Here is a 13723-nt window from a genome sequence, read left to right as displayed (position 1 = left end):
CTAATGGCAGCGACAGCATTCCGCAGCGAAGACAGGATCGGCCTTGTGGCCGCGATTGTGCTGCATGTGCTGATCGTGGTCGCGCTGGCGATGCAGATGATGTTTGCGCCTGCGCCAACCATGCCGCCTGATCGCGTCACAGTCAGCCTCGCCACCGAGGTCAGCCTTGAAAGCACTGCGCCCGATCCGGTGGACGAAAGCCGCGCTGCGATTGCGCCGACGCTCTCGGATGAACCCGCGCCTCCGCCCGAACCGGGGGCTGCTCAGCCTGCCGAGGCCGCCGCGCCCACTCCGCCGCGCCCTGCCGCTCGCAGCGAACCGCGCACCCAATCGCCGCCCGACACACGCGACCGCCGCCGTCCCGAAGATTCGCGCTCGGCACCGCGCACGGCAGAACGCGCCGGAGGCAGCAGGATTGGTGACAATTTCCTTGCCGGGCAGGGCGAGGCGACCAACACCGACGAAACCCGCGTCCCCGCCTCGCAAATCGGGCGGAGCGCGCGCGCATCGCTGCAACAGGCGATCAACCGCCAGATACGCCCCTATTGGGATGCGCCTTCGGGCCTCGATTCAGAGCAGCTGGTTACTGTGCTCGCCTTCCGTCTCAATGAAGACGGATCATTGGCGGGGCGCCCGCGGGTTGTTAGTCAGAGCGGGATCACCGATAGCAACCGTCCGCAGGCTCCGCTCCACGCCGAACGTGCAATTCGGGCGGTTCAACGGGCAGCACCTTTCGATTTGCCCGACGAGTATTACGAAGCCTGGAAGAACATCTCCCAATGGAGGTTCGATAGAAGATTGTGAGCATGAGACTGAATTTGAGCCTTGGCGCGCTGGCGCTGCTGTTTGCCGCCCCTCTAGCTGCGCAAACGACCGATCTGGGAGAGCCCTTGGGTGATGGCGGCGAGGTCGAAACCGCGTTCGAACAGGAGGCTTCTTCTGACGAGGACGCAGGCGGCCTGACCGGATCGACCACCGATGAAAGCGACTGGGAAGACCTAGGCATCGCGATCCCCGCCTTTGCGACAGACCGCGACCGCTCGACCCCGGCCAATGCCGATGGCACGGCGGCTTTGGGCCGCGAGATCGCGCGGGTTATCACTGGGAACCTGCGCAATAACGGATTGTTCAAGCCGACCGGTCCCGACGCGCTCCCTTCACCGAGCTTCCCCCAAATCACCGATCCTGCATGGAGCAGCTGGGGAGGGCGCGGGGCAGAGATGCTGGTGCACGGCTATGTCCGCGCGCAGGGTGACGACCGGCTTGTGGTCGGCTGCTATCTCTACGACGTTGTCCTTCGCGACGAGCTGATCCGCGAAGGCTGGGTTGTGCGCCCGGCAGACTGGCGGCGCGCGGCGCATAAGTGCTCCGACCTCATCTATGCGCGACTGACCGGCGAAGACCCGTTCTTTGACAGCCGCATAGCCTATATCGCTGAAACCGGCCCCAAGGATAACCGCGTGAAGCGGCTTGCGGTGATGGACAGCGACGGCGCGAACCACCGCTTCCTGACTTTGGGCAGCGCAACCGCGCTCACCCCGCGTTACTCGCCCGATTATTCGAAGATCCTCTACCTGTCCTATGTCGACGGGAACCCGCGCATCTATGTCTATGACATTGGCAGCGGACGGCAGACCTTGGTGACGCAGAACTCCAACCCGACCCTCGCGCCGCGCTGGTCGCCCGATGGCCGCCATATCCTCTATTCGATGGCGGTGGCGGGCAACACCGATATCTACCGCGTGCCGGTGAGCGGCGGGCAGAGCGTGCGACTGACCGACACACCGGGGATCGACATTGGCGGGTCTTACTCGCCCGATGGCCGCCAAATCGTGTTTGAAAGCGACCGTTCGGGCACGCAGCAATGCTATGTGATGGATGCTGACGGATCGAACCAGCGCCGCATCACCTTCTTTGGTGGGCGCTGCGCCACGCCCGAATGGAGCCCGCGCGGTGACCAGATCGCCTTTACGCGCATAGCCGGTGACTTTAATGTTGCCGTCATGACGCCGGCAGGGCGTAACCTTCGCGTGCTGACAAGCGGATGGCAGGATGAGGCCCCGACATGGGCACCCAATGGGAGGATTATCCAGTTCTTTCGCACCACGCGCGATGCTGGCCGTTCCTCGCTTTGGCAGGTCGATCTGACCGGCCGCAATGAAAGAAGACTGCCGACGCCGGTTGATGCGTCGGACCCTGCATGGGGGCCAATTCGCCCCTGATTGAATTGTTCCCTAAGCTGCGGCTAGAATGCCGCGCTCAATACGGAGAGTAAAACCATGACGATCTCTGTTTCCAAGACAGCAACCATTGTGCTGATGACCTCGGCTCTGGCGCTTGGCGCTTGTTCCAAGAAGGCTCCCGAAGAGCTGCCGCCGGTGCAGCAGACCAATGCAACGCCTACGCCAACGCCCACCACGGCAACGCCGTCTGGCCCGTCAGTCGGATCGCAGCAGCATTTCGAGCAGGCGGTTGGCGGCTCCAGCGTGATCTATTTCGACACTGACCGCTTCAACATCGATTCATCGGATGCCGCCGCGCTTCAGGCGCAGGCGCAGTATTTTGCGCGCTTCCCGCAGCTGACCTTCACCATCGAAGGGCATTGCGACGAACGCGGCACGCGCGAATACAACCTTGCCTTGGGTGAGCGGCGCGCGAATTCGGCGAAGAACTATCTCGTCAGCCTCGGCGTTTCGCCCGACCGCATCCGCACGGTGAGCTATGGTAAGGAGCGCCCCGTCGCGCTTGCCTCCAGCGCAGCCGCATGGGCGCAGAACCGCCGCGCCGCGAGCATCATCATCAATTGATTTGAGCCCGGGTTTCCGCGTTCGCTTCCTTGGTAGGAGCGGGCGCGGGGCCAGCTTAGCGTTCGACCTCGGCCGAAGCCTCGACCATCACGATCGCGGATTGTTCGCCGATCGCAACATGGCCCGCCATATCGCCAGCGCGTGCGAACAGCACCAGCGTCACCAGCGCGAAGGCTGAAAACAGGCTGGAGATGGTCAATTGCTGGCTCATGGCTGTCCCTTGTTTCGCAAATGCTGCTAGGCGTTAGATATGAACAATCTATTGCAATGCAACATTTCAGATCGAAACTGGTTTGCACGCCTTCCAATGTATCTCCAGCAGGCCTAGACTGACCGCGTGACCTTTCCGATGAACGACATGAAATCCTGTGCCTAAAGCGCGCCGCTCCAACGATTGGGGATTTCCGCGCTGGCGATCTTACGATTCTTCGCGCGAGACTGTGGCCCAGCGCGAATGCGACCGCCATGGCTGCGGCGAAGCGGGCCTGTGCCCTGCGCCCAAATCCCCCAACAGTCCCGACCGCTGGTATTTCTGTCAGGCCCACGCGGCTGAATACAACAAGGGCTGGGACTATTTCGAAGGGCTCGACAAAGAGCAAAAGGCCGAACGCGCCAAGGCCGAGCGGCAGGAAAGCGAAGGCTATGCCGAGGCCTCGCATTATGGCTGGATGGGATCAGGCGACGGATCGCGCAGCGCCGATGAGATGCGCGCGCTGGAGCTGCTCGAGCTGGAGGCGGACGCGGACTTCGCTGCGGTCAAGAAAGCGTACCGGGTGAAAGCCAAAGAGGTCCATCCCGACGTCAAACCCGGCGATGAAGACGCCGCGCTCGAATTCCAGAAACTGCAAGTCGCCTATGACGTCCTGCGCACCGCCGAAGAGCGGCGCGAGTGGAAGGGATAATCAGGAGAATCCATGCGTATCCTTGCTTTTGCCGCCAGCAATTCCTCCGTCTCGATCAACAGCCAGCTGGCCGAATATGCCGCCAGCCTTGCGACCGGTATCGTGGGCGAAGCCGAGGTCGAGATGCTCGACATCCACGATTATGAAATGCCGCTCTACCGCCACGACCGTGAGGTTGCGGACGGCATCCCGAAGCAAGCCCACGATTTCCTTGCAAAGATCGGCGCAGCGGACGCACTGATTGTCTCCTTTTGCGAGCATAACGGCGCCTACTCCGCCGCGTTCAAGAACCTGTTCGACTGGTGCAGCCGCGTCGGGCGCGAAGTTTGGCAGGGCAAGAAGATGCTGCTGCTCGCCACCTCACCGGGCGGACGCGGCGGGCAAGGCGTTCTGGAATTCGCCACCGCCTCAGCCCCGCGCTTCGGAGCAGAAGTGGTTGGCAGCCTTTCGGTCCCCAGCTTCGGCGAGAACTTCGATAGCGGCGCGGGCAAACTGCTCAACAAGGAGCTGGATGGTGAGCTGCGGATGCTGGTGGCGAAACTGACGGCCTAATAACCGCCTTCACATCATAGGAAAATGTGCTGGGTGTAAGTGTAGATCCAAGTTTCGATGATCACGAAGCTCTCAACTGGCTCTCCATCGGCATCCAATGCAGGTTCAAAGCGGGCATGCTGCAAAATTTCCCGGCAGGCATCCTGAACGTCATCATACTCGTTGGCTTCGCCTTCGGCTCTGCAGGAGGTCGCAATCCCTTCGCCGTCGACCATCGCGATAAAGTAAATCGAATCCTGATCGAGGCGATCGCGTACGCGCGATGTGCGCATCGTCAAACCTGAAAGAATCTCGCCCGATCGCTCGTTTGGTACCGCCATTTTTGACAGCGCGCGTTGCTGTATCGGGTCAAGGCCCCAGCTTCGCAACACTTCGTCAAGGCACTGGTCCATCACCATCAACGCGCTGTTGATGTTTTGGAGATCAAGCGCGAAATCTTCCTCGAATGCGTCAGTTATCACCAGTGACTGCTCGACCGGATTATCGAAATAGTCCGCTGGAATATTGGCACCGAATCCCTCCCAATCGCCATCCTTGAGCCGGAATGAATAGCCGTGGCGCAAGGGCTCTGTACCAAGGCCATATTGCGTATGGGGAGTGCGGTTGCGGCGGTCGAGCGTATCGGAAACGACATTCAACTCGAAGTTGTAGCCGGGCGCGCGGCGGCGCAGGATGAACTGGATTTCTGCATCGCCGGCACGGAATGTGCGCACCAGGTGGCACAGGCCGTCTTCAAGCGCGGCATGCCATTGCGAGGATGGAACCGCCGCAAGCGGTTGGTCATCGGCGAGTGCCGGGCTGGTCCAGAACGGTGCGAAGGTGAGCGCTGCGATCGCCGCGCCTACGCGCAAGTTGAGCATTGGTTTTACTACTCCTTAGGCCCCTCAAATCCCGGCCTCGCTGCGGTTGAGTTGATCTGCGGGTTCGGGTTGTCGTTCCACCACGCTACATCGCTCCAGGGGCGGATATCAACCTCGTGGGTCCAGCAATTGCGCGGCTGCCGCGCGAGGTGCCAATAGGTTTCGGCGATGTTGGCGGGGTCGATGATCCCCTCTTCGCCTTTCGAAGCCTTGTAGGCCTCGTATTTGTCGCCCAGCAGCTTGCCGAGCGTATCGGGCGCATCGACGCCGCCATCGATAACGACATGCGCAGTGTGCACACCTTGCGGAGCGAACTCCGCGTTGAGCGTCTGGCACAGCATCCGCCGTCCGCCCATCGCAGCGGCATGGCTGTGCTGGCCTGCATTGCCGCGCATCGCCGAAGTGGCGGACGTCACCAGCAAAGTGCCGTGCCTGCCGGACTTGGCGCGCTCAACCATCGCGGGGAACATCGCGTGGGCGAGGCGGAAGACGCCGTAGCAGCCCAGCCGCCAGCCCAGCTCGAAAGTGCGGTGCGGCGTGTCGTGGAGGGTGCGGTTCCCGATTTGCGCGCCGAGGTTGTAGAGCGCGGTGTCGATAGGGCCGATATCGCGCTCTATCCGCTCAACCAGTTCCTCGATCGAACCATCATCGACCGCGTTGAGCAGCGTGCCCGAGGCGCTGCCGCCCGCATCCTCTATCTCGCCGATCAGCCGCGCCAGCCCGTCCTCGTCCGAGCGCCTTGCCAGCACCGCATGATAGCCGCCTGCCGCAAAGCGCTTGGCCGCGTTGCCGCCGATGCCAGCGCCTGCTCCGATCACGAGGAAAACGGGTTTTCTGGTGTCGGTCATGCGCTGGCTCCGGAGGCTCTATGTTGGTCGCTAAGGCTTAGACATACTCCAGCGCCTGCGCGAAGTCCGCTATCAAATCGTCGGGGTCTTCGATGCCGATGGAGATGCGCACGAGGCTGTCGGTGATGCCAAGCGCGGCCTTGCGCTCATCGGGAACCGAGAGGTGCGTCATCGAGGCCGGATGGCTCGCGAGCGTCTCGGTTCCGCCCAAGCTCACGGCCAGCTTGGCGATGGTGAGGTTATCGAGGAAGCGGAAGCATTCCGCCTCGCCGCCCTTGATGAAGACGCTGAAGGTCGAGCCGGCGCCCATGCAGTGACGGTCATAGATGTCTTGCTGGCGCGGATCGTCGATATGGCCGAGATAGCCGAGGCCGGTGACCTTGGGATGGTCGCGCAGGAAGGCGCAGACCTTCTCCGCATTCTCGCCCGCGCGCTGCATCCGCAGCTCCACGGTTTCGAGGCTGCGCAGCAGCATCCACGCAGTGTTCGGATCAGCAATCCCGCCCATGGTGTTGCGCAAAGCGCGGATCGCATCGATGAAGCGCTTGCGGCCCGAGACGCTTCCCGCAACCAGATCGGAATGGCCGCCGACATACTTGGTCAGCGAGTAGACCACCAGATCAGCGCCGTGATCGAGCGGACGCGACCAGAGCGGGCCGAGGAAGGTGTTGTCGATCGCAATCGGGCAGCGGTCCGGGTCAAAGTGCTTGTCGCGCGCGGCCTTGACCGCTTCGACATCGACCAGCGCGTTGGTCGGGTTGGCCGGGCTTTCCAGATAGATCAGCGGCACTTCGCCGCCCTGCGCTTCGGCCTGCGCCTTTGCCTTGACCATCACTGCGTCGAGTTCCTCTGGCGAAGCGCCTGCGGGGAAGTCCACATACGTCACGCCGTATTTGGCCATGGTCTTGGCGACGAAGCCTTCTGATGCCGCATAGAGCGGGCCGGAATGGACGATCACATCGCCCGCCTTGCACGCGGCCAGCATCAGGATCGCAATAGCGGTCATCCCGCTGGAGAAGCTCAGCGCTTCCTCCGCGCCGTCCCAGATGGCGAGGCGATCTTCGAGGATCTCTTGGTTCGGCCCGTTGAAGCGGCTGTAAACTAGCCCTTCCGCGCCGCCGGGACGCTTGCCGGTGATGCCTTCAAAGTGGCGCTTGCCGTCCGCCGCGCTGGGGAAGGCGAAGGTCGAGGTGAGGAAGATCGGCGCCTTCAATGACCCTTCCGAGAGGGTCGGGTCATAGCCGTGCCCCATCATCAGCGTCGAAGGCTTGAGCGGGCGGCCGCCAATCTCGGTGCGCTTGGGCTTGGGCTTGCGGCGCGGGGTTGGGGCGCCTGTGGCGGAATTCTGATCGACTGGAGAGTCCGTCATGATGCGGATGTCCTTCCTATATGAGCGCTCCCAGGAAGGCAGGAGCTGATTGAAGAGCCCAAGAGGCCACCCGCTTCTAACCTCCGCAGAAGCGCCTCTCCCCGATTGGGCTGTGCAATAGAGACGCATTTAATGCGGGTTGGTTTCATGTGCAACCGGGTTGAGTCGCGGTTTCGATAGCGGTGCGGAGAGCAGCTTGATGAGCGGGGCAATTCGAGAGACTTGGACCGCGCAAATGGGGTCTTTGCAAAACTTTCACTCACCCGCAAAGGCCCGGAGTCCCGCCGGTAATCGCAGGTGTTGTGGACCGGGAGTGTCACCTTTTGTCGCGCACGCTTTGCACTGTCGTTCACCTCGGCTTTCTTGCAAAGGCGAACCTAGCGCGCGCGACTGCCTGTAGGAAAGCGCTAAGGCTGTCCTTCGGGAACGATCAATCAGACCAGCCCGGCCACCACCCAGACCATTCCCACGATCAGCACCATGCCGAGCAGGTCGAGCACCAGTCCGGCGCGCACAAGCCGTTTGATCGTCAGCCGTCCGGTCGCCCATGCAATCGCGTTCGGCCCTGTTCCGGCGGGCAGGATAAAGCCCCAGCTTGCCGCCAGCGCCGCTGGCATCGCAATCAGGATCGCGTCCTCTCCCAGACCCAGTGCCGCGGCAAGGCTGGCGACCACCGGAATGATCGCAGAGGCGGTTGCGACATTGCTGGCAAATTCGGTGATCAGCACCACCATTGCCACAATCGCAAGGCCCATCAGGAACAGCGGCACCGCATCGAGCGGCAACAGCGCATTGCCCAGCCATGCGGCCAGCCCGCTCGCCTGCATCCCCGCCGCCAGCGCCAAGCCGCCGCCGAACATCAGCAGGACACCCCAGGGCGCACGGTCGGCCTCGTTCCATTTGAGGAAGGGCCGCCACTCGCCCTGCTTGCCGGTCCCGTCAGGCAGCAGGAACAGCGATAGCGCTGCGACAATCGCAATCGTGCCATCGGTCCAGCTGTCCTCGGGCAGATAGGGCGCGACCCAGCGGCGGCTCATCCACAGCAGGAAGGTGAAGGCGATGATCGGCACCAACCGTTTTTGCGCGGATGTCCACGGGGCACGGTCGTCAATCGCCTCGCGCGCGGCGGCAACGTCAAAGGGATGCGCGGCGACCTTTTGCACCTTGGAGATGATGTAGGCGGCCAGCGGCACGCCGAGCAGCACAATCGGCAGGCCGTAAGCCATCCACAGCGCGAAACTGATCTCCAGCCCGATCATATCGTCAAGCAATTGCACCGCGATCCCGTTGGTGGGCGAGCCGACAATCGTGCCAAGCCCGCCGATGGTCGCGGCAAAGGCAATCCCCATCGGGAGCGCGCCGAACAGGCCGTCAGTGGTGATCGTGCCGTCTGCGCGCGCAGCCGCCCCGCCCGCCAAAACCGCCAGCGCCATTGGCATCATAATCAGCGCGGTCGAGGTGTTGGAGATCAGCATCGACAGGATCGCCGCGCTCACCATGAAGGCGAGCAGCAGGCGCACCTGTCCTCCCTCTGACCCGATGGCTTTCAGGATCGCAAGGCTCAGCCGCCGGTGCAGTCCGGTGCGCTCGATCGCAAGCGCGATGAACGCGCCGCCCAGCAGCAGGAAGATGATGGGGGCGTAGTAAGCGCTGGCCGTGTCGCGTGCGCTCATCACGCCGCTAAGCGGCAGCCAGATGAAGGGGAGCAGGCCGGTGACAGGCAGCGGAACCGCCTCGGTAATCCACCAGACAGCCATCCACACGACCAGTCCGGCGACCAGCCATGCCTCGCCGCTCATCCCCATGGGCGCGCCGGTCAGCGCGGTGATCGCAAAGGCAAGCGGGCCGAGCAGCAGCCCGATCTGGCGCGCGTTCATGCGTGAAGTTCTCCCTCTCTCCGGTGAGGAGGGGTATCAGGCTTGGTTGCGGCCCCGCAAGCTTTGCGCGCGACCCGTCACCATATCGTCACCATTACGTCATCATTTCAGGGGCACTATTCGACTTCGACCGTCTCGCCCGCAACGTAGGCGCCATCACCATAGATGACCATGCCGCTGCGAATGCCCCTGCTGCGCGCACGGCGCAGGTTCTCGGCGCGTTCTTCCATGAGGCGTTGGATCGCAGGGTTCGGGCGCGAGGCCGGGGTGTTGCAGACTATCGGTTGCGCGCTAATTGCGAGGTCATAACCTCCCACAGGCCCGCCGCCCGAAGAGCACAGCTGCGCCAGCGAGGGATCGCGCTCGCCGCGCTGAAGATCGGCAATATCGGTTTCGAACGACTTGTATGAGACCTGCTCGTAGCGGCTAACCAGCTCACGCACATCGTCGCGGGCATATTGGGAAAGGTGCGCGCGCAGGTCCTCGCTGTCGGAGAAGTAGAAGCTCGCCGTGTCTTCATAGATCGGGCTGACCCGCAGGCTTCCGCCCCAGCTTTCAACTCCGCGCAGCGAGTTCACAAACTCCTCGGCAGACAGCGACAGCAGTGCGTCGACATTGCCGCCGGTAAAGGCGAGCCGCTGGATCGAGGGACCGCCAATGACGCCGCGCCAGAAGCCGTAAATGACCTTGGGGTCGCTCCAGTTGGGATAGACGATCCCTTCGCGGATTTCGCGCGGGGAAAGCGACACACGTGCGACTGTCACCAGCTTGGCGTCGTCGAGCGCGGCGCTATTGCTGCCGAAGGTCCGCTCATAGGGCTCCGCCATCGGATATTCGCCTGCCAGCGCCTCAATCACCGCGACATTGTGCAGGTTGAGCCAGAAGGCGAGCTGTTCGTTGCGCGGCAGCGTGGTGAGGTCGATCTCGCTGCCGATCCGCTCAAGATCAGCGCGATATTCGGTCAGAGAGGCCCTGATTTCCGCCGTCAGATAGGAAAAGGCGACGCGGTTCCCTTCTAGCCGGTAGCGCGATTCGTGCCCGTAAATGCGCCGCGTGCCGGTGCGCGGATCGACGCGGCCTGCGCCAACGCGGATCGACGGCCCCATCGGCACCACGAACCAGCCAAGCGCTTCGTCCCAATGGGCGTAGTCGATCCGGTGCTCGCGCCGGTCTGCCGCGGGGGTGAAGCGGGCAAGCGGGTTTTGGGAGTTGGTTGAGGCGGATGGGGAGGAGGCTTGTCGCTCGATCGATATCGCGGCGCTTTCGGCGGCGAGCGGTGCCGCGAGGCCGGTTCCCAGAGCGGTGGTTGCGGCGAATGCAGCGATCAGGCGAAGCGTCATTTCTTGTCTCCCACGTGACAGAATAATCTTCCAGCGTGCAGGTCTAAGTTGTTCAATAATAACCACGCATGAACCGGCGTTAACGTGTTATTCCACCGCATTCTTGTTGGGTGGATCGCCGGGCAGGTCAATATTGGAGAAGATCACCCGGCCTGTAGGCACGTCGCGGCGGCGCATGATCTCGAACTTGCGCTGACGTTGAGAGAGCAATTCTGCCACCCCGATAGAGAGACCCGGACGGCTCGCAGCCAGATAGCCGGCACCGCGCGTGCCCCCGGCGAGATCGGCGATGTCCCATTCGCGGATCGAGGCGCGGGTTAGCTCGGTCCGCGCGAGGATTTCGGTGACGTCTTCGCCAGCATATTGCGCGATATGGGCGCGGATATCGCTGTCGAAATCGGGGAAGTAGAAGAGCGCAACGTCTTCATAGAGCGTCGAGACTTCGAGCGTGTCACCATTCTTTTGCGTGGCCCGCAGCGAGTTCACGAAATCGGCGGCCTGCGCGTCGAGCAGCGACGACACATTGCCGCCGGTGTAAGCCTCGCGATCAAGCGCGGGACCGCCGATCTCGCCGCGCCAGAAGCCGTAAATGACCTTGGGCGATCGCCAGTTTGCGAACACGATCCGCTCGCGGATATCGCGAAGGCTCATGTCGATACCGCGAATGGAGATGAACTTTGCCTCGTCGAGCGGCACGCCGTCCACCTCGATATCGCGAGTCTGGCGAATGGGCCATTCCTCGGCGATCTTCTCGACCAAAGCGACATTGTGAAAGTTCAGCCAGAAGGCGAGTTGTTCGTTGCGCGGCAGGGCCGAGATGTCGAGCGTATTGGCGACCTCCTGAAGCTCGCGGCGATATTCGCCGAAGCTCGCAATCGCCTCTGCATCGAGGAAGGAGAAACCCAGCATTGACCCCTCGAGCCGGTAGCGCGAATTGTGCCCCTGACGGCGGCGCGTACCGATCACCGCGCTGGGCGGGCGAGCGGTCTGGCGGGTTGAGGGGCCCATCGAGATAACAAGGTTCTTGAGCGCGAAATCCCACAGCTCGTAATCGATCCGGTGGCGGATAGGGTCGGTGGTAGGGACGAATATTGCGAAGGGGTCGGCGGCGGGAACCGTCTGGGTTGCTGGCTCAGCGACGGGAAGTGGATCGCTTTGGGGCGCAACCTCGTTTTGGGCAAAAGCCGCTGTGTTCATCCCCGCCAGAATTGTCGCGGCGGCGGCCATCCGGAAAAATTGCGAACCCATGGCAATGCCCTCCCTCTAACAGAATAATGCCTGCAAAAGCACGGCGTTTCAATAGCCTGCGCGATTGCACCTAAAGACAGAAAAAGGCCGCCAACCCGGTTAACGGGCGGCGGCCTTTCGCTTTCTCACGCAGAGAAAAGAGCAGTGATAAGGTCTATTCGATCTCGCCCGTATCCTCCGGATCGCCGGGCAGGCGGATATTGGAGAAGGTCACAGTGCCGGTGCGGCCCTGACGGATGATCCGCTGGAACTTCTCCTCGCGCTGGGCGAGCAGGCGCGCCATGCTTTGCGGAATGCGGAAGCTGGTCGAGACGCCGTCCGATGTGATGTTGGTATAGCTAGGCTCGCGCACGCCGCCTGCCAGATCGGCAATGTCGCGCTCGTTCACGCTGGCGACGACGCCGCTTGTCCCGTCAAGGATGGCGCGCGTGTCCTCGTTGGCGAACTGGCCAAGATGCGCGCGCAGATCGCTCTCGAAATCGGAGAAAAAGAACGGCGCGACCTCTTCATAGAGCTCGGATACGTCGAGGCGGTTGCCGCGTTCCTGCGTGCCGCGCAGCGAGTTGATAAAGTCGCGCGCGCCGCGATCGAGCAAGCGCCCGACATTATCCGCATTGAAAGCCTCGCGCTGAATCGACGGACCGCCAATCTCGCCGCGCCAGAAGCCATAGATGACGCGCGGATCGCGCCAGTTGGCATAGACGATCTTTTCGCGGATATCGCGCGGGGACAGGGCGATGCCTTCGACCGTGATAAAGCGCGCTTCATCAAGCGCGACGCCATCAATCTCGATCTCGCGCGGCTGGCGGATGGGCCAGGCATTGGCGATCTGTTCGACCATCGCGACATTGTGCAAATTGATCCAGAAAGCGAGCTGTTCATTGCGCGAGAGCGACTGGATATCGACCTGATCGGCGACACTTTCCAGATCACGGCGATATTCGGTGAAGCTTGCGCGGATATCGGCATCAAGGAAGCTGAACATGATCCGCGTGCCTTCGAGCCGGTAGCGCGAGACATGGCCATATTGGCGGCGCGAACCGAAGCCCGAATCCGGACGGCCTGCCGATTGGCGCAGCGAAGGCCCCATCGAAATCACGAGGTTCTTCATCGCCTCGTCCCAGATTTCGTAATCGATCCGGTGATTAATCGGTTCGCCGCTGGGCGCGAAGGTCGCATAACGGGCATCGCTGTTGTCCTGCGCAAGCACGGGGGCGGCGATACCGAGCGCGAGCGCTGATGCGGCTATCGGAATAAGGGCCTGAAAACGGGGCATGTCCGGCGGGTCCTTCCTGCATGTGTCGGCCCGTCTTTGCAGAGCCATATTGAGGGGGCACCCCTTGGTCGGGGCGCGAGAGGGTGTCAATGTCGAGGCGCATCAAGCCGAAGCCTGATTAGCTTGGACCGGTTCGAGGGGGATTGTTCCTCCACAGGGGTGCGCGAGAGAAACTTCGAACCGGCCCGCGCCTCAGGAGGTAGTCTATAGCTTGCAAGACCTTACAAGTGTTTCCGATTGTCGGATTGGGTGTGTTGTTTGTAGAATACAGTTGTTTGTTTGCGCGCATTTTGATTTGCGAAGGCGCCTCCGCGCCTTCGTCCTCGCTAGACGCGCGGCAAGCCGCGCCCGCTGCGGGCGGGCGCCCATATTCTCTGGCGCCCTTTGACTGCCGTGACCAGGGACCGGGAATGATCTTTAAGGCCTGGAGTGGCTCGGTTCGCGGAGTCGAAGCCGGAGGCGCAGACGGCGCGTAAGCGCCACCTGCAGAGCGGACCGTGAGCGCACGCGCGCGAGCCGCAGGTGCCTGACTGAGCGTAGCGAAGGAAGAACAGCACCGAGGAGTTCGCCCGGAGGGGTGAACACAAACAAAAAGCGGCCCCACAATGGAGCCGCCTTTCTTGTCTCGTCCAAGTTGGCTCAGA

Annotated in this window: 13 protein-coding genes; 5 read left to right on the top strand and 8 right to left on the bottom strand. The window is 62.3% G+C overall.

The genetic code is table 11. The annotated features are described in order from the left end of the window. The first annotated feature begins 3 nt into the window (after nt 1-3). Genes Q0887_RS08780 through pal form a run of 3 tightly spaced genes read left to right on the top strand, consistent with a single transcriptional unit; the run spans nt 4 to nt 2807 of the window. Nucleotides 4-804: a cell envelope integrity protein TolA gene (locus Q0887_RS08780; RefSeq protein ID WP_299194082.1), complete on the top strand. Its 801-nt coding sequence runs from the start codon at nt 4-6 to the stop codon at nt 802-804. A 2-nt stretch (nt 805-806) separates the two neighbouring features. After that, entirely contained in the window at nt 807-2222 is a 1416-nt protein-coding gene (tolB, locus tag Q0887_RS08775) for a Tol-Pal system beta propeller repeat protein TolB (protein WP_299194081.1), read from the top strand. Between the two features lie 57 nt (nt 2223-2279). Continuing rightward, nucleotides 2280-2807 (top strand): peptidoglycan-associated lipoprotein Pal, encoded by a 528-nt coding sequence (gene pal / locus Q0887_RS08770; protein ID WP_299194080.1) that lies wholly within the window; start codon nt 2280-2282, stop codon nt 2805-2807. A gap of 55 nt (nt 2808-2862) precedes the next feature. Here the strand turns inward: pal and Q0887_RS08765 are convergent, their stop codons facing one another. Then, the gene (locus Q0887_RS08765; RefSeq protein WP_299194079.1) at nt 2863-3018 is read right to left on the bottom strand and encodes a hypothetical protein; all 156 of its coding nucleotides are present in this window, start codon (nt 3016-3018) and stop codon (nt 2863-2865) included. Nucleotides 3019-3175: 157 nt separating this feature from the next. Here Q0887_RS08765 and Q0887_RS08760 point away from each other — a divergent pair, with 157 nt between their 5' ends. Further along, nucleotides 3176-3709 (top strand): J domain-containing protein, encoded by a 534-nt coding sequence (locus Q0887_RS08760; protein ID WP_299194077.1) that lies wholly within the window; start codon nt 3176-3178, stop codon nt 3707-3709. A gap of 12 nt (nt 3710-3721) precedes the next feature. Further along, a complete protein-coding gene (locus Q0887_RS08755) occupies nt 3722-4261 on the top strand; it encodes an NAD(P)H-dependent oxidoreductase (protein ID WP_299194075.1) in 540 nt (179 codons plus the stop codon). 14 nt (nt 4262-4275) lie between these two features. Here Q0887_RS08755 and Q0887_RS08750 read toward each other — a convergent pair whose 3' ends face one another. The 7 genes from Q0887_RS08750 to Q0887_RS08720 all read right to left on the bottom strand — a co-directional run bounded on the left by Q0887_RS08750 (nt 4276) and on the right by Q0887_RS08720 (nt 13079). Then, nucleotides 4276-5121 (bottom strand): hypothetical protein, encoded by an 846-nt coding sequence (locus Q0887_RS08750; protein WP_299194074.1) that lies wholly within the window; start codon nt 5119-5121, stop codon nt 4276-4278. Nucleotides 5122-5129: 8 nt separating this feature from the next. Then, complete coding sequence (locus Q0887_RS08745) at nt 5130-5969, bottom strand: SDR family NAD(P)-dependent oxidoreductase (protein ID WP_299194072.1); 840 nt, start codon at nt 5967-5969, stop codon at nt 5130-5132. A 37-nt stretch (nt 5970-6006) separates the two neighbouring features. Next, a complete protein-coding gene (locus tag Q0887_RS08740; protein WP_299194070.1) occupies nt 6007-7338 on the bottom strand; it encodes a cystathionine gamma-synthase family protein in 1332 nt (443 codons plus the stop codon). 434 nt (nt 7339-7772) lie between these two features. After that, nucleotides 7773-9215, bottom strand: a complete 1443-nt coding sequence (locus Q0887_RS08735) for a DASS family sodium-coupled anion symporter (protein WP_299194068.1) — start codon at nt 9213-9215, stop codon at nt 7773-7775. Nucleotides 9216-9331: 116 nt separating this feature from the next. Beyond that, on the bottom strand, nt 9332-10555 hold the full coding sequence (locus tag Q0887_RS08730) for a DUF547 domain-containing protein (protein ID WP_299194066.1): 1224 nt from the start codon (nt 10553-10555) through the stop codon (nt 9332-9334). A gap of 87 nt (nt 10556-10642) precedes the next feature. Next, nucleotides 10643-11803 carry a DUF547 domain-containing protein gene (locus tag Q0887_RS08725; protein WP_299194064.1) on the bottom strand — a complete coding sequence of 387 codons (1161 nt, stop codon included), beginning with the start codon at nt 11801-11803 and terminating at the stop codon, nt 10643-10645. Nucleotides 11804-11957: 154 nt separating this feature from the next. Then, nucleotides 11958-13079 (bottom strand): DUF547 domain-containing protein, encoded by a 1122-nt coding sequence (locus Q0887_RS08720; RefSeq protein ID WP_299194062.1) that lies wholly within the window; start codon nt 13077-13079, stop codon nt 11958-11960. Nucleotides 13080-13723: the final 644 nt, after the last annotated feature.

This window comes from uncultured Erythrobacter sp. (assembly GCF_947492365.1).
Lineage (GTDB): Bacteria > Pseudomonadota > Alphaproteobacteria > Sphingomonadales > Sphingomonadaceae > Erythrobacter.
This window is presented reverse-complemented; position numbering and strand designations above follow the sequence as displayed.